Here is an 18,555-nt window from a genome sequence, read left to right as displayed (position 1 = left end):
GCATTACATGAAGCTTGTACTCCATCGTTTATTATTGAGCCACTGGGAAGCATTGTTGGCGTCTGCTGTGTGTTGTATATGGATTGCTTTTTATACCTCAAAAGGAGGGATTGGCATTTCGCCTGATTCTGTAGCTTATTTAAGTTCGGCCAATCACTTTGCCAGCGAGTTTCGTTTTTTCGATTATAATAATCTTCCACTTGTTAATTTTCCCGTAGGATACCCTTTTTTTCTGGGGTTCTTGAAAATGATTTCGGGCGCAGATTTGCTGTTGATAGCTCCTTACCTGAATGGCATCCTCCTCGCCTCTGCACTGTATGTGGTCAGCTTATTATTAATGGAGTGTGGAATTAAATCAGGCGTTTTCAGGTTGTTGATTTTACTATTTATTCTGAGTAATCCAGGTATACTGGAAGTGTATTCGATGTTGTGGTCTGAAACACTTTTTTTATTGCTCGGTTTGTTCTTTGTGATTGCTTTTTTGCGCTACTTAAAAAACAATGCTCTTTCCTGGCTTCTCTTAGCTTCTTTTTTTGCTGCTGCTTCCTGTTTAGTCCGGTATGTAGGTATCACCTGGATTATCACAGGAAGTGTTTTAATCTTATTTCAAGCAGGATTGAACTGGAAGTCTACATTGAAACATATCATGCTCTTTGGATTAGCCGGTTGCAGTTTGCCCTTGTTGAATATGCTTCGAAATCATTGGGTAAGCGAAACTATTGCAGGAGTCAGACAAACATCTTTGAAATCATTTTCTGTAAACTTAGCTGATTTTCTAAACGTGCTTGGCTATTGGTTTCCAATAGGAAATGAAGAGAATAAAGTCCTTTTAGTAACAAGCTGTATCCTATTACTGTTAATAGTTATTATCCTTCTAGGATTCCGATTGATACAGCAGCAGTATTACAATAGTCCGGTTACCATTTTGAGTTTGTTCATTCTTGTTTATGGTGGATTCATGCTTTTTATTGCAACTGTTTCCCGTTTTGAAACGCTTAGCAGCAGACTGTTGATTCCACTGTTTATTCCATTAATTGTGTTACTGGCTTATAATTTTTATTTCGGGATATCTAAAAGCAGACGATATAAAAAGTGGATAATACTCCTACTTTTTTTAAGTGTATATACAGCTGGTGCAAAGTATCATTATCGAACACATACTTTCAACTGGGAAGGTATTGGCTATGCAGGTGTTCCTGGCTATACAGATATACACTGGAAAAATGCTCCCCTTTTACAGTTCATGAAAAGCCATCATCAGCAATACCAGGCACCCATATATTCAAATGCCAATGATGCTGTTTTTTTTCTTGCGGGCATTAAAGCAAGTCCTTTACCTCATAAAGATATTCCCACAGAAATTGGAGAATTCCTTAAAATCCGTCATATATACCTTGTATGGTTTCAATATGGTAAAAATGAGGACCTAATAGACGATATCTTTATCAGAAAACATTATCAAAAGACAAGTGAATGGCAATTTAAAGACGGGTCAATTTTTTATTTTACAAGAATCAAAGATTAATGACATTATCACAAATATTTGAATCCTTTATTACCGGAATGCAACAAACAAGTCTGTTGGAATTCATTGCTGTATTTGCGGGGATTGCCAGTGTATGGTTTAGCAGAAAGGAAAATATTTGGGTATACCCAATAGGATTGATTAATACAACTTTTTATATCTATCTGAGTGTAAAAGGACATTTATACGGAGAGGCGAGTGTGAATTTATATTATACCATTATGAGTATTTACGGGTGGATATTATGGGCCAGAAAAAATAACCAGACGCATGAAAAAATAATGAAGATTCAATTTAGCTCGCCTAAAGAATGGGGCAGTCAAATTGTATTCTTCGGGGTATTCTATAGTATATTATATTTTTCCCTGCAACAACTACAGGTTTCGTTTGCGCCTGAAGCTATACCCTGGGCAGATGCTTTTGCTAGTGCAACCGCTTATACAGGTATGTGGCTTATGGCCAGAAAAAAAGTAGAAAGCTGGTATTGGTGGATAGCAACAAATATTGCTTCTATTCCGTTATACTTTATGAAGGGATACGTGTTCACCAGTGTTCAGTTTTGCGTATTGCTCATTTTAGCAATTGCCGGTTTAATTAGCTGGCGGAAAAAAGCCAGTCATGCAGGAAATTAAAAAAATAGTCATTATTGGTCCGGAGAGTACCGGAAAAAGCACACTGAGTAAAACGCTCGCTGAACATTACCAAACTTTGTGGTGCCCGGAGTATGCGAGAGAATATTTGTTACAAAATGGAACCAATTACAGTGCAGCAGATTTACTAACTATTGCTAAAGGACAGTTAGAACTGGAAGATGTTTACACTCGAAAGGTACAGGAAGAAAATAAGTGTTCCGTTTTGTTTGTTGACACAGATATGTATGTAATGAAAGTATGGAGTGAATATGTATTCGGAACCTGTGATTTTTTTATATTAGATACCATTATTAAGAGAAAATACGACGGCTATTTATTGTGTAATATAGATTTGCCCTGGGTAAAAGATGAGCTGAGAGAGTATCCCGATGAAAAACCAAGACAAGAATTGTTTTCCATTTACAAAGACTTATTAATCAACCAGCCGGTACCCTGGTCATTGATCAGCGGAACAAATGCAGAAAGAACGACTGCTGCAATAGAAGCAACTAATCAATTCCTGCAATTATCGAAGTAGTGATTTAATGTCTTCATCACCCTCAATGTTATTCATCTGTTTAAGAATTTGAGGATAGCGCCAGGAAACTCTACGGCTTATTGGTTTAACCAGAAACTTTTTGGGATTGGGCAAAGAGGCTATAATCATAGCAGCTTCAGCCCGAGTTAATTTTGAAGCGTCTTTATTAAAGTAATGTTTAGCAGCAGCTTGTATTCCAAAAATACCTGGACCCATTTCAATCACATTCAGATATACTTCCAGAATTCTTTCTTTACCCCAGATCCATTCTATTAGTTTAGTGAAATACAGCTCTGGAATTTTACGGATAAACTTTGTGATAGATCCTCCCTGCCAAAGAAAAACATTCTTAGCTGTTTGTTGGGTAATGGTGCTTGCTCCTCCGCCCAATGGTATCTTGGTTTTCTTGTTCTTCTTTTTGGGCTTCAGGCTTTTTTCTATGGCATCCCAGTCAAAACCACTATGATCCGGATAGGCCTGGTCCTCGCTGGCAATGGCTGCCAGCTTTACGGAATAATTAATTTGATTCCACGAAACATAGTCCCGCTTTAATCCATAACCAAATGCATTGGCAATCTGAGTGATAGTAACCGGTGGCATTACCCATCTGCAAAGAATAGTGTACAACAGGGAGCTCAGAAAAAGTATCAAAAGGATACGTTTTGTTTTCTTCCAGATTTTTTTAATCACAACAAATATTTTTAAAAGAAGATACAACCTATTTCAGCTTGTCTCCAAAATTTAGCACGCCCCAAATTAAGGCAACGCCAAATCCAATCAGGATAATACCTGATAGTTTATTGATAAAATGGAGGTTCTTAGGTGTTAAACGCTGTCTTAATTTTCCAGCCAATGCAACTTTGGCAATATCAGCCAACAAAACGAAAATCAGACAGGTAATAAATACAATCCATTTGTATTGATTGGGATTGGGGGTACTGGCAGCATCCCCTGTGATTGCTGCAGTCCAAGCAAACCAGAAAAGAAATACAGCCGGATTCAACATGTTCATAAAATATCCTGAGAGAAAGATTCCAACAAGATCTCTTTTCCTGAATTTTTTAACTTCTACTTTGTTTTCTTCGTCTACTATTACTTTTTTGAAGAAAAAAGTATAAATGCCTACCCCGATTAAAAAAATACTTCCTGCAATGGCAATTGTATTGCTATGAGAAAGTGCAGTAGTAAAAAAGCTGGTAAATAAATTACAAACGAGCACCAGACTTATATCGCTGGCAGAAACTCCTGCAACAAATGTATAACCTGCTTTATGGCCGTTTGCAAGACTTTGTTTGATGATGGCAAAAATTACCGGACCCACTGAAATACTTAGAATCAGCCCTAAAACCAGTCCTTTCATCAATGGTGCAATCATCTAAACGCTTTAAAGTTGAATTACAAAAATAACTGATTGGGCCTATTTTATCGGATAATTGTTGCGCTTATAATTTTATCGAGCCCTGGGAAATATTTATCAAAATAGATATTGCCCCATTTATATACGGAATCCTGTAAGGGCAGTATTTGTTTTCTGTATTTTCCATTTAGTTTAAACAGTACGTCCATTCCGTATACTACTTTTCCAAAAGGAGGATAGCCATGCACTCCTTCTCTCATGGTTGTGTCTAGTTTTGGATTATCCTGCATATTTACAAACAATTGTGTGGTTCTTGAATGCTTTCCACTTCTGGCAAAAGCAACAATTGATTTTAGGTGTTTTTTTGTGACCGGTTCATCTAATAAACGACGTTGATCCCATTTACGGTCTTCTGCTGGCTTACCTGCTATACCAAATTGAACTACATAGTCTTTTTCTACCCTGAATATATAGTTGTTCGTATAGTACTGCTGTTTAACCAGGGTATAAAATCGATCTGCTGCCAGAGGGGCCCAATTTCTGTATGAATGAATAACAAAGTTTCCCTGTGTGGTCTTAAACAGAACCTTTAGTGTATCTGGTGAAACAAGGTCCTTATAGGAGTAATGTATTTTAATTCTTGACTTCTGTGCAAAAGAGGAGTGAATGAATATTGAGTTCAACAAGAACAAAACAGCAATAAAAACTTTTCGCATTAGTTCTTCTTTTCTAAAAACTGATACCAATCCTGTAACATAGATCCCTTTAATACTCTTGGGAACTTATGTTGTCCTCCAATTTTACCTTTACTCAACATGAAATTTAAAAAGTCTTCTTCTTTGAGTGCAGTTAATTTGATTTCTCTGAGTGCGCTTTTTCTTTCAACAGCGTAGTCATCATTCAATTCGTTCAGACAACTATCAATGTAATTACATAGTAACTGCTCATCTACTGTATCGTTACAGGCAACAAACCAATGATGACCAAAAAAGTTTCCTGAAGGAATTCCTGCTACAGTAAATTCAGGAATGCTGATATTTAATTTCTCAGATGCCATTTGCACGGCCTTATTCATATTGTCCACACTTAGGTGCTCTCCTACAAGACTCAGGAAATGTTTGGTCCTTCCTGTTATAATAATTTCAGATTTTTCTTTATCTACAAATCTTACGGTATCGCCAATCAGATATCGCCAGGTACCAGCAGTAGTACTGATTAACAATGCATAATCTTTTCCTTCTTCTACTTCATGCAACATCAGCGCTTCCGGATTATCAATCATTTCTCCGTCGGCTGTAAAGTTCTTATCATCGAAGGGTACAAATTCATGGAATATATGTTCATTGGTTACCAATCGCATACCCTTGGCATGCTGACGATCCTGATAAGCAATAAAGCCCTCACTGGCTAAATAAGTTTCTATATAAGTGATTGGTTTCCCCAGCATTTTTTCAAACCCTTTTTTGTAGGGTTCAAAACTTACACCTCCATGCACAAAGAAAGCGAGGTTTGGCCAGAGTTCATGAATGTCTTTTAGTTGATACTTTTCAATTATTTGCTCCACACACATTTGAATCCAGGCAGGAACTCCAATTAAAAATCCAATATCCCACTGAGGAGCTTTGTCAACAATTTCTGCAATTTTCTTATTCCAGTCTTTTTGTTTTGCAATTTTCTTGCCTGGTTTATAAAAAGGTTGAAACCAGAATGGCGCTTTCTTTGCGGTAATACCACTCAGGTCTCCCGCAAAATATCCTGGGCCTTTTTGCAATTCGGTGCTACCGCCCAATGTAAGCCAGCCCTTTCCAATAGAAGTGTAAGGAATATTTTCGTATTTGCTAAGGCTCAGCAATTGTTTAATCATCACCATTTTATTCCCCCTTAATAAATCATTGGTAATGGGGATGTATTTACTAGCCGACTCACTGGTACCGCTGCTGAGTGCATAATATTTTATTTTACCTGGCCAGCAGATATCAGACTGCCCTTCAATGGTTTTATGCCACCATTCGCTATAAATTTTATTATAATTAAACGTAGGGACAATTTCCTGGAATTTTTTTCCAGGATGTTTACTCAATAGGATTTCATCAAAACGATATTGCTGTCCGAAAGAAGTGAACCTCGCTTTTTTTAATAACTTTTTCAATACCCTTAACTGTTCTCGTCTGAGATTGTTCTGAGGAAGCCGGAGGGCTTTCAATATAGCATTGGGGAGTTTCAGATCAAAGATTGGCATGCTTTCCTTAACAGTTGAGTTACGAAGCTAAACTAAATGAATTATATAAAATATTTTGTGAAAAAGGGTTATTTGTATTTTTTGGTCAGACGGGAAGTAAGCCACACAGTCTCAATAAAAAACTTCAAAAGGGTAATTCCAACAATACCACCATATAAATGAGGATATTTATTGAGAAATATTTTCATGGAACCATAAAAGTGATTGAGATAATCCGGGTTTTGTTTTGAGCTGGCGCCCTTAACATGGGTAATTACAACCGTTCCCAAATAGTGATTTTCCTTTCCCAGTTCAAGGATTCTGAGACTTATGTCAATATCTTCTCCGTACATAAAGAAAGAGTCATCAAAACCGCCAACCTGTTTAGCAATTGTTGTTGGCATCATCATGAATGCACCTGCCAGAACCGGCACCGAATAAATACCATCTGAATGTAACTGTCCCAAAGCATAGCTATTAAAAAAAGCAGAATGGGAAAACCGGTCAGCCAATCCAATCATTTTAAAGAAAGAGCCCTTAATGGATGGAATTTCCCTTTTACTCTCGGGTAAAAATATTCCTTGGATATTTCTCATCTGAACACCCAATGTACCAACTTCGGGGTGTTGGTTCAAATAATCAATTGTTTTCTGCAAAACAGTTTCTGCAATAAGTGTATCAGGATTAAGAAATAATACAAAGTCGGTCTCCACTTGCTGCAATGCCCAATTATTGGCTTTGGCAAATCCAATGTTATTTGATGCTGACAACCATTGAACAGTTGGGTATTTCTCTGCAAGCAATGCCTGATCTTCTGGACTGTAAGCATTATCAACCACAATGATATCAACGGGAAAAGCATGCTTAGAGCCCTGAATAGATTCCAGACAATTGCCCAGGTGATGATACACCCGATAGTTTACAATAATTATGGTTAGTAGTGAAGACACAATAATATTTCAAAGATGCAGAATCTGGGTTACTTTTGCTTCATGCTTAAAGAAACCTTGTTAAAAGCCACCGAAGCAGGTGCCGTAGAACTAAGAAGATTTTTCAATGGAAGTTTTGTTATTAGTAATAAAGAAGGGATTAATAATTTAGTTACAGAAGCGGATCATGCTGCAGAAAAAGCCATAATGGAAACCATTCAGGCTGCTTTTCCTGATCATTTTATTTTAAGTGAAGAATCCGGTGAACTGAAGCAGGATTCCACTTTCAAATGGATAATTGACCCGATTGATGGCACGGTAAATTTTGCCAATGGCATACCCATCTGCTGTGTAAGCATTGGGGTGGAGAAAGAAGGAAAAATGATATTGGGTGCGGTTTATAACCCTTTTATAAATGAATTTTATTTTGCAGAAAAAGGTCAGGGTGCTTTTTTGAACGATAAAAAAATACAAGTAGGAAATAAAACAACGCTGATTACAAGCTGTCTGGTAACAGGATTCCCATATACCTATCTGGATGCCCCCAATGGACCTTTACAGGTTTTTGAAAAATTAATCAGAAAGGGTGTACCGGTGAGAAGGCTGGGAAGTGCTGCCATCGATTTGTGCTGGGTAGCTGCAGGTAGATTTGATGGATTTTATGAGCATAAATTACAAGCCTGGGACAGTGCAGCAGGTTTTTTAATGGTAGAAGAAGCAGGTGGTAAGGTAACAGACTTCAAAGGAAATTATTATTCTCCCTATCAACCGCATATTATTGCAACCAACGGATTGATACATGATGAGCTGGTTGCGGTAGTAAATGGAGGCGCATTTTAAATTATCCCTATGGAACAAAGAACAGAAATAGCGAGTTTAGGTGAATTTGGTTTGATTGAACACCTGACAAAAAATGCAGAAATCCAGAATGCTTCAACAATTCTTGGTGTTGGAGACGATGCTGCAGTGATTGATCATTTTGGTAAGCAAACAGTAATTACAACCGACCTTTTATTGGAAGGAATTCATTTCGATTTAATGTACACTCCATTAAAGCACCTGGGATACAAAGCGGTGGTAGTGAATCTTAGTGATCTATACGCAATGAATGCTACCCCTACACAGATAACCCTTAGTATCGGCATCAGCAATCGTTTCAGTCTGGAAGCGTTGAATGAATTTTATGAAGGCGTATATTTCGCCTGTGAAAAATACGGAGTTGATTTAATTGGCGGGGATACTTCTTCTTCACAGAAGGGGTTTATTATTTCGGTAACTGCCATTGGAGAAGTGGCTCCAGATCAGTTCATCAAAAGAAGTACGGCCTCAAAAGGAGATCTAATTTGTGTGAGTGGCGATTTGGGGGGTGCTTATCTGGGTTTAACCCTAATGGAAAGAGAAAAGAAAATCTACCAGGAGAATCCTAGTATTCAACCTGACCTGGAAGGAGAAAGTTATATAGTAGGGAAATTATTAAAGCCCGAGGCCAGAAAAGACATCATTGAGTTTTTTGGAAAAAATGAAATTGTTCCAACTGCCATGATGGATGTAAGTGATGGCATCAGCAGTGAAGTATTGCATATCTGCAAACAATCCGGTTTAGGGGCGCGCATATACGAAGAAAAACTTCCGATTGCAGATGCCAGCAGAAAAGCTGCATTCAAGTTTGGACTCGATCCAACCGTTTGTGCACTGAATGGAGGGGAAGACTACGAACTGATTTTTACCATTCGTCAAGAAGACCACGATAAAATTGTACTCAACGAAGAAATTAGTGTGATAGGGTACATGACAGAATTAACAGAGGGAGTGAAGTTGCTGACCAAGGGAGGAAATACCTTTGACCTGAAAGCGCAGGGCTGGAATGCATTCAATTGATAAGCATGAAAAAAAAGGTATGGATTGGATGGGTATTACTATTTATTTTACGCATAATCATACCTGCACAATCGGCCATTGCACAAATATCAATGACCTACATGCCAAAGTTTTCATCGACTGCGCTAAAAGAAGATGCCATACTGTTAAAAAAAATTCTGGAAGCCAATCATCCGAGTTTATATTGGTATAGTTCCAAGGAGTCGCTGGACAGTGGATTTAACAGCTTGATGCTATCATTGAATGATTCGCTCAATGAAATTCAATTCAAAAATCGGGTAGCTGGTTGGATTGCACAGATTAAATGCGGGCACACGAGTACTTTGTTTTCTAAAAGCTTCCTTAAAAACCCCAACCAATTCCGTTATCCGAGATTTCCGCTACAGATTAAATTCTGGGAAGACAGTGCTGTCGTTTTGAACAATGGTTACACCAAGGATTCGATTATCAAAAGGGGAACTATTATTGAACAGATTAATGGATTACCCATGTCCTGGTACAGAAATCATTTATTTCAGCAAATATCCAACGATGGAAACGCCACTAATCATTCTTATCAGGTAATCAGTAACGGATTTCCTGATTTATATAAGCAGGTCTTTGGGGTCGATAGCAGTTATCTGATTGGATTTATTGATGGAAAAGGAAAAAGTGATACGGCATCACTGGGAAATTTTACACCCGTGACCAGAGACAGTCTGAGTGGAAAAGCGCTACCACCCGCAAACAATCGGATTCCTCCAACAGGACCAACTTTTTCAAAAAGACAAATACGTCTTTTAAGCATTCGGTCTTTAAGTATTGATACCACTACACATAGTGCATATGTTAGATTGACCAGTTTTAGCAAAGGAGGCTTAAAAAAGTTTTTCAGGAGAAGTTTTAAAAAATTGAAAAAAGAAAATATTCAGCATTTAATCATTGATCTAAGAGAAAACGGCGGTGGTAAAATCAGCAACAGCATTGATCTTACCAGATACCTTTCAAACAAACCGTTTAAAGTGGCCGACTCAGTTGTAGCCACCAATCGAAAATTAACATACGGAAAATATATTCAGCATAGTTGGATGTATTGGCTGGCAATGAACCTGGGCGCACACAAAGCAACAGATGGCAGTATTCATTATCGCAGATTTGAGCAACACTATTTTCAACCATATACGAAAAATAAATTCAGTGGGCAGGTATACCTGGTACAGGGCGGCTATACATTTAGTGCTACTACCATGGTTGTTGGCGCATTGAAAGGCCAAGAGAATATAAAAGTGGTGGGGGAAGAATCGGGAGGAGGATATTATGGTAATTCTGCCATGCATATACCCAATATTACTTTGCCTAATTCAAAACTGAGGGTAAGACTACCGCTTTACAGAATGGTGATTAATAGCAATCGGCCTAAGGGAAGAGGCATTGTTCCGGACATAAAAATACCGCCATCCTCTGCTGCCATCCGTGAAGGATGGGATCCGAAAATGGCGGCTATTCTTCAAATGATTCAATCAAAAAACAATTAGTGTTTTTCTCCTGGTTTACATTTTTCTTTTAGTTCATGAAATACATCGTGTGTAGCAGTAATCAAGGTAGTTAATTCCTTATCTGATTTTTTTGCTTTTATCGCTGCTTCCACTGCCGTGCATTTTGCAACCAGTTGTTTCAAAATTGGCTTGGCAACTTTAGCGTCGTATCCGGATGGTACTGCACCCGATTCCCAGGCTTTTGCCTTAGCTACCAATGTGGTAATATTTTCCTTTAATGGTTTTAAATTACCTTCTTCTGCTGGATGAAAAGTTTTGCTCATTACACTGTGAAAATCTTCCATTTGTTTCCAACTTGCTTCCTGCGCATGCACACCAACAGTAAAGATGGCGGCCAATGCCAATACCAATAATTTTTTCATGATGATTTGTTTTATTACTCCCTAAAATTAGTTTATTCTACTGCTTTAACACAAGACAAATCCACATCTAATGCAATCCAATCAGCTTTTTGGCCTGGCTTTAACATTCCTGAAATGTTTTCTTTTTGAATGACCCTTGCAGGATACAAAGAGCACATTCTGATGGCTTCTCCCAATTCAATATTCGCATGCAAGTGTAATTTTTGTAGACAGGTCAACATAGTTAAGGCAGATCCGCTTAAGATGCCATTTGCTTCGTATTTGTCTCCGTTTAACTGATGTGGATAAGGACCGGTTTGTGTTTCAGTTACCGCATCAGTAATGGCAAATAATCTTTCACCCATTTGCTTTTTGGCAATTTGTATGGCTTCAAAGTCTACATGGTATCCATCCGGAACAATGCTACAATTAACTGTAGGGTGATTAAAAATGGCTCCCACCATGCCGGGGGCGCGGTGTTGCAAAGGACTCATAGCATTGTACAAATGAGTGGCGGTCGTAATCCCTTCGTTAAAAGCCTTTGTAGCAGTTGCATAGTCGGCATTGCTATGTCCTGCAGAAACAACAATGCCTTTAGACTGTATGAATTCAACCAAATCGGAACTCACTATTTCCGGGGCTAGGGTAATCATTGTAATGACTCCCTTACCATATTCTAGCAAAGAGGTAACCTGTTCTTTATTGGGTTGATAAATGTATTCGCTTAAGTGTGCGCCTCTTTTTTCCCGATTAATCCATGGACCTTCCACGTGTAATCCTATACAACGGTTATTCGGTTTTTGTTGAAATTGTCTTACAGCATTTATACATGCATAAATAACTTCGTGGCTATTCGTAGCTACCGTTGGTTGAAACCAGGCAGCTCCTCCCTTGATGCAGTAATCCTGCAATAATTGCAACGCTTCCATAGTTGGAAAAACACTTAACAGTTGTCCCCCTGCTCCATAAATCTGTAAGTCTATCAGTGCCGGTATTATATAAGAGTATTGATATGCTGGCTTTTCATTCAGTGACACAATCGGAACTATCGAATGAATATGATTCTCTTCTACCACCATCGCATGATTCAACAACCAATCCGTACCCGTAAATAATTTTTCTGCTGCTACTATTTGTTTCATAATTCCATTTATATTTTCAATCTCCTGTTTTTATTTTAATGGTCACTTTACAACTTTAGTCCGGTTATTAAGGTTGATAAATCGAAAATGTATCTGCATCTTTCCAAAATGGAAAGCGCGTTCTGCAATCCTGTAAATGTTCGGGATTCAGAACATGTGTGGTAATGGCTTCCTCCTGTACACCATGGTAAAGGACTTGCCCGAGCGGATCTACCAACATAGAGTCTCCGCTATGATTGATTCCATTGGCATCTTCACCCACCCTGTTTACACCTATTACATAACACTGGTTTTCGATAGCTCTTGCTGTTAGCAATGTTTTCCAGGCATGGTTTCTTCTCTCTGGCCAGTTGGCCACATAAATCAGCAAATCATATTCAGGTGTCTCCGTAATTTGCTGTCTTGCCCAAACCGGAAAACGCAAGTCGTAACAAATGAGCAGATTGATTTTCCAGCCATTAACAGAAGCAATAAATCTTTTATTTCCGGGTGCATAAAACTGGTCTTCACCTGCATAAGCAAACAAATGTCTTTTATCGTAGTGGGCAACAACGCCATTGGGCAATACCCACAAAAGCCGATTAAAAAATTGGCTGTCTTCTGTAATGATAACCGACCCTGTCAGAATAATTTTTTGTTTGGCTGCCATCTCTTTCATCCACTGAACAGTTGGCCCATCCATGGTCTCCGCCAATTGTGCAGGGTTCATACTAAAGCCAGTGCTGAACATTTCCGGTAGTATTACCAGCTGACCGGGAGCAGTCTGATTGTTTATTTTTTCTGTAAACTGTTTCAGATTTGCTTCTTTATTTTCCCAGTATAAATTGCTTTGTATAAGGGTTACAGATAAAGGATGCATAGGGCTGTTTTGAAACAGCAAGTTAATGGATTCGATACTGTAATTGCAGACCCAGGTAACGATGTTTTTTCAATTGCTCAATTGTTTCTCTTGACTGGTGCACCAGTTCTATTTGAGCAGCCCATCTGCCAGCACTGTATGCCACACCAATGGTATGTTGAAATACCCATCGCTGCGGATTGCGCGTAACTGAAGAATCCGCAGTGGTTCTGCTTCCTCCCGATATGGTGGCATTGTAACCCTGCCAGGTAAATTTTGGATACCAATAGAAATAAAACTCCTTTTTGTTAGCGCTTTTGGACTCCTGTGCGGCATTCCAAAGCTGACTCTTTTGGGATGCATTAATCGTTCCATAGACCCATTTGGTTCCTAAAGATGCATTCACAAATCCGGTACCTAGTTGTGCATCGGAAATAAGAATGCCTTTAAATCGTAGGCTGTTCACCATATTGTACGCATATAATGCACCTGCATTCAACACAAGCTGGTTGTTAATTTGGTACCTCCACCCCTTGAAGCTGGCATAATTCAACCAACGGTGATAGGTATTTTGCAGGCCTTCTCCCCCGGATGCAGGACCAATGATACCAAGGGTTCCAGACCATAGAAATACCGTTTTTTCTCCAAAAAACCGGGTTTGGCTATATTGAGCAAAACCGTAGCCAGCATAAGGCCGGTCAATATCTGCCGGTGTTCGGGTATTTCTGAAAAAAGGGGTAAAAATTTTTTGACCCAGGGTAAACTGGTGTATTATTTTGGAGGCCGAATTGTCCGGTTTGGCAATGCTGTAATGAAAAAACAGGCCGTTGGTATAATAGGCATCTTCCATTTTTAGAAGGTAGGCATCATTCTCTGTGGTAAAACCAATTGACTGTGCCTGCAGCCTTACCGAACAGATGCCTATGATTCCAATCAATACAATTACTTTATACAAACTCATAAGGTATCCCGGATTTGCTGTATGATGGATTGAACCAAAGCTGGCTCAAAGCCCCTTTGTTGTAAAAATGCCTTTGTTTTCACCACCCTGTGGATATATTGGTCTTTCTTCAAACTATTCCACTTGGCTTTTACCAGTTTTTCAGCCAATGCATGATACTCCTCATCGGGAATTTCGTTCATCGCTTTTCTGATATTGTACTCGCTAACTCTTTTCTGCTTTAGGCCATACGCTATTTTAACTTTACCCCATTGCTTTTGCCTAAAATGCCCTCCCACAAAGGCTTTTGCGTAACGCTCCTCATTCAGATAATCTTCTTCTATTAAGCGGGAAAGCAGTTGTTCCACTGTTGCTTTATTCAGTTTCAGGCTATACAGCTTTTCTTTCACTTCCTGATGACATCGATCCTGGTAGCCACAGTAATGCTTCAGCTTCATGTAAGCTTTCTCGATGGTGCTATTGGGGTCGGTTGAAAACAACTGTTAGTATTTTTAGGTAAAGTAATTATATTTGTTTCAGGACCCCAAATATCCCCCGGCAAAACTGAAGTCCTGTACGAAATGGCTGTAACACAATACAATGTTTGTTTGATAGACGACGACAAAATCTATCAATTTACCTCGCGCAAAATTCTTGAGTCCACCGGACTTGCCAAGAATATATTGTCCTTTTACAACGGGAGCGAAGCCATTGGATTCTTTAAAGAGAAAGTAGAGAGCGGTCAGCAGGAATTACCAGATGTGATTTTCCTGGATATTAATATGCCCATTATGAACGGGTGGCAGTTTTTGGACGAATACCACAAATTGATGGAGCGTTTTAAAAAGCCAATTTATGTATATATGGTGAGCTCCTCTGTAGACGATTGCGACATACAGCGATCCAAGGAGTACAGCGGGGTTACCGACTATATAGTGAAGCCCATCAACAAGATCAAATACCAGGAGCTGATTGACCGGCTTAACTTCTACAATGGCTGATATTTTGGGTGTAAATTGCTTGTGAAATATCATCCCTTTACAGTAAGTTTGTCCAGATTAAATCGTTCATATGAAATTTATCGTTTCTTCCTCTTCCCTGTTAAAGCATTTGCAGCAGATCAGTGGTGTTATTAATGCCAATACCGTACTTCCGATACTTGAAGATTTCTTGTTTGAAATAGAAGATAAAAAATTAAATGTAGTTGCAACCGATTTAGAAACGGTGATGCGCGTACAAATGGATGTAGAAAGCAAGGCCAATGGTCGGGTTTGTATTCCAGCAAAAATTTTGATGGACTCATTGAAAAATATTGCAGACCAGCCGCTGACTTTCACCATTGACAAAAACTTTGCTGTTGAAATTACCAGCGACAATGGTAAGTACAAGGTAATGGGAGAGAACCCAGATAATTTTCCAAAAGAACCATCAGCAGATGATACCACCAGCTTCTCTATGCATAGCGGTGCATTACTGACTGCAATTAATAAAACTTTATTCGCAGTAAGCAACGATGATTTAAGACCTGCGATGACGGGTGTGTTTTTTGAGTTGAGCAAAGACGGCGTTCAATTTGTGGCTACCGATGCACATCGTTTGGTACGTTACAAGCGCACCGATACCCATGCTACCAAGACCGATTCATTCATTGTACCTAAGAAGCCATTGAATTTGTTGAAGAATGCTTTACCTGATAATGAAGACGAACTAACCATCAGCTACAACAGCAATCATTTGTTTGTGAAGCATGGTTCTACGCATATGATTTGTCGTTTGATTGATGCGCGTTTCCCCGATTACAAAGTGGTGATTCCTGCAGACAATCCTTATAAGTTGATTGTTAATAAATCTGCTTTCCAGAATGCTTTGCGTCGCGTGAATGTATTCTCTAACAAGAGTACTAATCAGGTAGCTTTGAATATTACCGGCGCTGAATTACAGATGGCTGCACAAGACGTTGACTTCAGCTTTGAAGGTAACGAGCGCATGAGCTGTCAGTACGATGGAGAAGACTTACAGATTGCTTTCAATGCTCGTTTCTTAATTGAAATGCTGAACGCAGCAGATACCGACGATGTTAAAATGGAATTGTCTACACCAACCAAAGCTGGTTTAATTAAACCAACCGAGCAGGCAGAAGGCGAAGACCTTTTGATGCTGGTGATGCCGTTGATGTTGAATAATTAGAATAATTCAGAAGGAAACCATTATAGTTATAATGGTTTCCTTCTTTTAATAGATTTTTGTATTTTTTTCCAACTTTTATTTTATTAAGTGTATTTGTAGACCAATGCTAAGCTGAAACCCTTTCTTGTTTTCATTCAATACTTGACTAGTGAATTTTTCTGAGTTAGTTACATATCCCAGCAAAAATTCAACACCTACAGAGGGGTTAAAATATATTACAGGACCTGCGGAAATAGAAAAGTTATTTAAGTTTCCTTTAGTATTATTCGTACCCCTAACTATACCTGCTTGATAACTTGCTTCAACCAACAAATTAGTTTGTTTTGCTTCTTCTAAAAAGTAATAGCGTCCAAATGCCCCAAAAAAATATCGTTGGGTATCTGATCCACCTCGACCATTTCCTCCTGCCACAGTAAACTCTCCTTTTAAAGAAGTAAAAGTTGTTTTTAGACCAAGCGCAAATCTGTCGGCAAAAAAGTATCCAACATTGGGCGATAAATTGATTTGCGTATATTTTCCGTTCTCACTGTAAGAATTACTAAATATTTCATTTTTATAAGAGTTAAAGTAAGCACTACCTCCAACAAGCCAATGGCCTTTAGTCAATTGCCCCCAAATAGAATTAGTGGTTAGTAAAAAAAATATTAAGTAAAGAGATTTTTTCATGATTGTTGTTTTATAAAGATCCATGATATAAAGATAAATATTAAAGGAGTACTACCCCATTATTCAAAAAATTTACTTATCTGTTGACCTCCTCCAGAATAAAATTAGTTAATGCCAGATAATTTTTTATTCAATAATAATTTGTTTAGTTTCTCTTTCATTACCATTCATGTATCTTAAATAGTAGATTCCTTTTTTTAATCCTTTAACGTTTAAAGTGTACGTTTTTTGCAAGTTTTCAAATTTCCACTCACGTACTTTCAAAGCACTTTGAGCTTCAAAAAGTACAACAACAACTTTATTCATTCTAACAAACTTGTCGCTTTTATCCTTTCTAGTAACTGTTAAATTAATTACATCTTTAGTAGGATTAGGAAAGGCTATTATGGAACTTGTGCTACTGCGAAACGAATAACAGAAATTATTTACTGTAACTGTTTTAACTGATTCTAATAGACCTGTACCACACTCATTAGTAGGTCTTACCCAGATTTGATATGTGCCAGCTTCATCAGGGTAAAATGTGTACGTTGAACCATAAATAGTTGGGTCATTTGAAACGGAATTTGTTGTAAGATTTCTCCAACCCCATTGGTATCCAGTATAAGTATTAGGATAACCTGTTACTTGCTGTGCTTGAAAAGTATAAAATCCATATGCTTCGTAGCAACTTGGCTCTGAAAAAGGATAACCTACTATATCGAATGTAACATATGGAGTACCTATACTCACAGTAAGTGACTTTGTAAAAGTAAGACCGCAACTTGGAAGATAAACTGATGCGGTTATATTAGTAACACCATTAGCTGCAGAAGTAGGTAAAATTGTTGCTGTATTACCACTTGAAGAACTGGTGTAATAACTATTTGTATTCCAAGTAACAACACCACCAGATGGTACACCACTCAAAGTATAGTTATAAGAATTAGGGTAACACAATTGGGTGGGGCCTGTAATACTTAAGGGTGGTTCCGGTCGTGAAATCGGAATATTTTTTATTGGGCTTTTTGATAATGAAGTGCCACAATCTGTATTTAATGAACGTATTTGAATACTACTTCTATCTCCGCTTGTTTGATCAGATGTTATAGTTACAGAATTTGTTGACGTTATCCAGGAACCTGTTGATGGTGTACCATTTAAACTCCAACCATTGGGAAGTAAGTACTCATATTGAGTTACTGAATTTCCATAACCTGCAACCGAGCCATCAAATCCATTGCCAAAACGAATATTAGTAAAAGATAAATTATGTGTGGTTATTTGACAAATCTGAGAGACTATTTCAGGGATATTTGTGTTGATTGTTGAAGGTATAGAAGGATGTTTTAAAGACTTTATTTTCTTAAATTCTGGAATATAAAAATCAGAGCTGTTGTCGCTTTTTGTAAAATCTACTCTAAACGATTGGGTGTTATTATCGTCGCTAAACCTACCAACAAAAGTAAATGTTGTATTCGATGTAGATGTAAGTCCTGAAACTCCAGTTATAACAGTTGAAGTGCCGATTGCGGTTATTGTTACAGAAGTACCGGATTTAATTAATGGGATTGTAACTGTAAAAGTTGTGTTAACCAAAGGACAAAATTCATTGTTTTCATTCGGAGTTATCGATTTTTGACTGAAGACGGCGTTGTGTATTAAAAAAAATAATATCAAAATAATAGAGTACTTCATAATAATTTTTATTTCATTTATAGTATTTGAATGCCAATGTTCAGGTGAAAACCAATCAAATTTTCACCAAAAATTTAACTAGCATATTTTTCTGAATTATTTACATACCCAACAAAAATTCAATCTTTACGGTAGATTTAAAATACAAAACT

At 38.0% G+C, this 18,555-nt stretch carries 20 protein-coding genes; 8 read left to right on the top strand and 12 right to left on the bottom strand.

Annotated features, from left to right (window positions below; genetic code table 11):
* Nucleotides 1–7: 7 nt before the first annotated feature.
* The 3 genes from TEGAF0_RS10500 to TEGAF0_RS10490 are packed head-to-tail and all read left to right on the top strand — an operon-like array spanning nucleotide 8 to nucleotide 2,695.
* Nucleotides 8–1,525: a hypothetical protein gene (locus TEGAF0_RS10500; RefSeq protein WP_264898136.1), complete on the top strand. Its 1,518-nt coding sequence runs from the start codon at nucleotides 8–10 to the stop codon at nucleotides 1,523–1,525.
* The gene (gene pnuC, locus TEGAF0_RS10495; RefSeq protein ID WP_264898135.1) at nucleotides 1,525–2,157 is read left to right on the top strand and encodes a nicotinamide riboside transporter PnuC; all 633 of its coding nucleotides are present in this window, start codon (nucleotides 1,525–1,527) and stop codon (nucleotides 2,155–2,157) included. Before TEGAF0_RS10500 ends, pnuC begins: the two co-directional genes overlap by 1 nt.
* The gene (locus TEGAF0_RS10490; RefSeq protein ID WP_264898134.1) at nucleotides 2,144–2,695 is read left to right on the top strand and encodes an ATP-binding protein; all 552 of its coding nucleotides are present in this window, start codon (nucleotides 2,144–2,146) and stop codon (nucleotides 2,693–2,695) included. Before pnuC ends, TEGAF0_RS10490 begins: the two co-directional genes overlap by 14 nt.
* Here TEGAF0_RS10490 and mtgA read toward each other — a convergent pair.
* From mtgA to TEGAF0_RS10465, 5 genes are all read right to left on the bottom strand, one after another.
* Entirely contained in the window at nucleotides 2,684–3,385 is a 702-nt protein-coding gene (gene mtgA, locus TEGAF0_RS10485; RefSeq protein WP_264898133.1) for a monofunctional biosynthetic peptidoglycan transglycosylase, read from the bottom strand. The genes TEGAF0_RS10490 and mtgA overlap by 12 nt on opposite strands.
* 28 nt (nucleotides 3,386–3,413) lie before the next feature.
* Nucleotides 3,414–4,070, bottom strand: a complete 657-nt coding sequence (locus tag TEGAF0_RS10480; protein ID WP_264898132.1) for a LysE family translocator — start codon at nucleotides 4,068–4,070, stop codon at nucleotides 3,414–3,416.
* Nucleotides 4,071–4,117: 47 nt separating this feature from the next.
* Nucleotides 4,118–4,768 (bottom strand): peptidylprolyl isomerase, encoded by a 651-nt coding sequence (locus TEGAF0_RS10475; RefSeq protein WP_264898131.1) that lies wholly within the window; start codon nucleotides 4,766–4,768, stop codon nucleotides 4,118–4,120.
* A complete protein-coding gene (locus tag TEGAF0_RS10470; RefSeq protein ID WP_264898130.1) occupies nucleotides 4,768–6,291 on the bottom strand; it encodes a GH3 auxin-responsive promoter family protein in 1,524 nt (507 codons plus the stop codon). Before TEGAF0_RS10470 ends, TEGAF0_RS10475 begins: the two co-directional genes overlap by 1 nt.
* Nucleotides 6,292–6,359: 68 nt before the next feature.
* Complete coding sequence (locus TEGAF0_RS10465; protein ID WP_264898129.1) at nucleotides 6,360–7,220, bottom strand: glycosyltransferase family 2 protein; 861 nt, start codon at nucleotides 7,218–7,220, stop codon at nucleotides 6,360–6,362.
* Between the two features lie 42 nt (nucleotides 7,221–7,262).
* Between TEGAF0_RS10465 and TEGAF0_RS10460 the strand changes: the two genes are divergently transcribed.
* Genes TEGAF0_RS10460 through TEGAF0_RS10450 form a run of 3 tightly spaced genes read left to right on the top strand, consistent with a single transcriptional unit; the run spans nucleotide 7,263 to nucleotide 10,591 of the window.
* A complete protein-coding gene (locus tag TEGAF0_RS10460) occupies nucleotides 7,263–8,039 on the top strand; it encodes an inositol monophosphatase family protein (protein ID WP_264898128.1) in 777 nt (258 codons plus the stop codon).
* A 9-nt stretch (nucleotides 8,040–8,048) separates the two neighbouring features.
* On the top strand, nucleotides 8,049–9,077 hold the full coding sequence (gene thiL / locus TEGAF0_RS10455) for a thiamine-phosphate kinase (protein ID WP_264898127.1): 1,029 nt from the start codon (nucleotides 8,049–8,051) through the stop codon (nucleotides 9,075–9,077).
* Nucleotides 9,078–9,082: 5 nt separating this feature from the next.
* Nucleotides 9,083–10,591 (top strand): S41 family peptidase, encoded by a 1,509-nt coding sequence (locus TEGAF0_RS10450; RefSeq protein WP_264898126.1) that lies wholly within the window; start codon nucleotides 9,083–9,085, stop codon nucleotides 10,589–10,591.
* On the opposite strand, the gene TEGAF0_RS10445 is transcribed toward TEGAF0_RS10450, so the two are convergent.
* From TEGAF0_RS10445 to TEGAF0_RS10425, 5 genes are all read right to left on the bottom strand, one after another.
* The gene (locus tag TEGAF0_RS10445; protein ID WP_264898125.1) at nucleotides 10,588–10,974 is read right to left on the bottom strand and encodes a hypothetical protein; all 387 of its coding nucleotides are present in this window, start codon (nucleotides 10,972–10,974) and stop codon (nucleotides 10,588–10,590) included. The genes TEGAF0_RS10450 and TEGAF0_RS10445 overlap by 4 nt on opposite strands.
* A gap of 32 nt (nucleotides 10,975–11,006) precedes the next feature.
* Nucleotides 11,007–12,095: an N-acetylglucosamine-6-phosphate deacetylase gene (gene nagA / locus TEGAF0_RS10440; protein ID WP_264898124.1), complete on the bottom strand. Its 1,089-nt coding sequence runs from the start codon at nucleotides 12,093–12,095 to the stop codon at nucleotides 11,007–11,009.
* A 67-nt stretch (nucleotides 12,096–12,162) separates the two neighbouring features.
* The gene (locus tag TEGAF0_RS10435; RefSeq protein ID WP_264898123.1) at nucleotides 12,163–12,954 is read right to left on the bottom strand and encodes an amidohydrolase; all 792 of its coding nucleotides are present in this window, start codon (nucleotides 12,952–12,954) and stop codon (nucleotides 12,163–12,165) included.
* A 22-nt stretch (nucleotides 12,955–12,976) separates the two neighbouring features.
* On the bottom strand, nucleotides 12,977–13,894 hold the full coding sequence (locus TEGAF0_RS10430) for a lipid A deacylase LpxR family protein (protein WP_264898122.1): 918 nt from the start codon (nucleotides 13,892–13,894) through the stop codon (nucleotides 12,977–12,979).
* Nucleotides 13,891–14,373 (bottom strand): regulatory protein RecX, encoded by a 483-nt coding sequence (locus tag TEGAF0_RS10425; protein ID WP_264898121.1) that lies wholly within the window; start codon nucleotides 14,371–14,373, stop codon nucleotides 13,891–13,893. The genes TEGAF0_RS10430 and TEGAF0_RS10425 overlap by 4 nt, the downstream gene beginning before the upstream one ends.
* Nucleotides 14,374–14,454: 81 nt before the next feature.
* Between TEGAF0_RS10425 and TEGAF0_RS10420 the strand changes: the two genes are divergently transcribed.
* Both TEGAF0_RS10420 and dnaN read left to right on the top strand, forming a co-directional pair.
* Nucleotides 14,455–14,874 carry a response regulator gene (locus TEGAF0_RS10420; RefSeq protein ID WP_037351754.1) on the top strand — a complete coding sequence of 140 codons (420 nt, stop codon included), beginning with the start codon at nucleotides 14,455–14,457 and terminating at the stop codon, nucleotides 14,872–14,874.
* 70 nt (nucleotides 14,875–14,944) lie between these two features.
* Nucleotides 14,945–16,060 carry a DNA polymerase III subunit beta gene (dnaN, locus tag TEGAF0_RS10415; protein ID WP_264898120.1) on the top strand — a complete coding sequence of 372 codons (1,116 nt, stop codon included), beginning with the start codon at nucleotides 14,945–14,947 and terminating at the stop codon, nucleotides 16,058–16,060.
* Nucleotides 16,061–16,135: 75 nt separating this feature from the next.
* Here dnaN and TEGAF0_RS10410 read toward each other — a convergent pair whose 3' ends face one another.
* Together TEGAF0_RS10410 and TEGAF0_RS10405 are read right to left on the bottom strand one after the other, a co-directional pair.
* Entirely contained in the window at nucleotides 16,136–16,726 is a 591-nt protein-coding gene (locus TEGAF0_RS10410) for an outer membrane beta-barrel protein (RefSeq protein ID WP_264898119.1), read from the bottom strand.
* 126 nt (nucleotides 16,727–16,852) lie between these two features.
* On the bottom strand, nucleotides 16,853–18,403 hold the full coding sequence (locus TEGAF0_RS10405; RefSeq protein WP_264898118.1) for a T9SS type A sorting domain-containing protein: 1,551 nt from the start codon (nucleotides 18,401–18,403) through the stop codon (nucleotides 16,853–16,855).
* Nucleotides 18,404–18,555: the final 152 nt, after the last annotated feature.

Source organism: Sediminibacterium sp. TEGAF015 (assembly GCF_025997995.1).
Lineage (GTDB): Bacteria > Bacteroidota > Bacteroidia > Chitinophagales > Chitinophagaceae > Sediminibacterium.
This window is presented reverse-complemented; position numbering and strand designations above follow the sequence as displayed.

Bases quoted from the DNA above. Each gene is read 5' to 3' on its own strand.
- TEGAF0_RS10500 (WP_264898136.1), top strand. From the start codon at position 8: ATGAAGCTTGTACTCCATCGTTTATTATTGAGCCACTGGGAAGCATTG.
- pnuC (WP_264898135.1), top strand. From the start codon at position 1,525: ATGACATTATCACAAATATTTGAATCCTTTATTACCGGAATGCAACAA.
- TEGAF0_RS10490 (WP_264898134.1), top strand. From the start codon at position 2,144: ATGCAGGAAATTAAAAAAATAGTCATTATTGGTCCGGAGAGTACCGGA.
- TEGAF0_RS10480 (WP_264898132.1), bottom strand. From the start codon at position 4,070: ATGATTGCACCATTGATGAAAGGACTGGTTTTAGGGCTGATTCTAAGT.
- TEGAF0_RS10475 (WP_264898131.1), bottom strand. From the start codon at position 4,768: ATGCGAAAAGTTTTTATTGCTGTTTTGTTCTTGTTGAACTCAATATTC.
- TEGAF0_RS10470 (WP_264898130.1), bottom strand. From the start codon at position 6,291: ATGCCAATCTTTGATCTGAAACTCCCCAATGCTATATTGAAAGCCCTC.
- TEGAF0_RS10460 (WP_264898128.1), top strand. From the start codon at position 7,263: ATGCTTAAAGAAACCTTGTTAAAAGCCACCGAAGCAGGTGCCGTAGAA.
- thiL (WP_264898127.1), top strand. From the start codon at position 8,049: ATGGAACAAAGAACAGAAATAGCGAGTTTAGGTGAATTTGGTTTGATT.
- TEGAF0_RS10450 (WP_264898126.1), top strand. From the start codon at position 9,083: ATGAAAAAAAAGGTATGGATTGGATGGGTATTACTATTTATTTTACGC.
- TEGAF0_RS10445 (WP_264898125.1), bottom strand. From the start codon at position 10,974: ATGAAAAAATTATTGGTATTGGCATTGGCCGCCATCTTTACTGTTGGT.
- nagA (WP_264898124.1), bottom strand. From the start codon at position 12,095: ATGAAACAAATAGTAGCAGCAGAAAAATTATTTACGGGTACGGATTGG.
- TEGAF0_RS10435 (WP_264898123.1), bottom strand. From the start codon at position 12,954: ATGCATCCTTTATCTGTAACCCTTATACAAAGCAATTTATACTGGGAA.
- TEGAF0_RS10430 (WP_264898122.1), bottom strand. From the start codon at position 13,894: ATGAGTTTGTATAAAGTAATTGTATTGATTGGAATCATAGGCATCTGT.
- TEGAF0_RS10420 (WP_037351754.1), top strand. From the start codon at position 14,455: ATGGCTGTAACACAATACAATGTTTGTTTGATAGACGACGACAAAATC.
- dnaN (WP_264898120.1), top strand. From the start codon at position 14,945: ATGAAATTTATCGTTTCTTCCTCTTCCCTGTTAAAGCATTTGCAGCAG.
- TEGAF0_RS10410 (WP_264898119.1), bottom strand. From the start codon at position 16,726: ATGAAAAAATCTCTTTACTTAATATTTTTTTTACTAACCACTAATTCT.
- TEGAF0_RS10405 (WP_264898118.1), bottom strand. From the start codon at position 18,403: ATGAAGTACTCTATTATTTTGATATTATTTTTTTTAATACACAACGCC.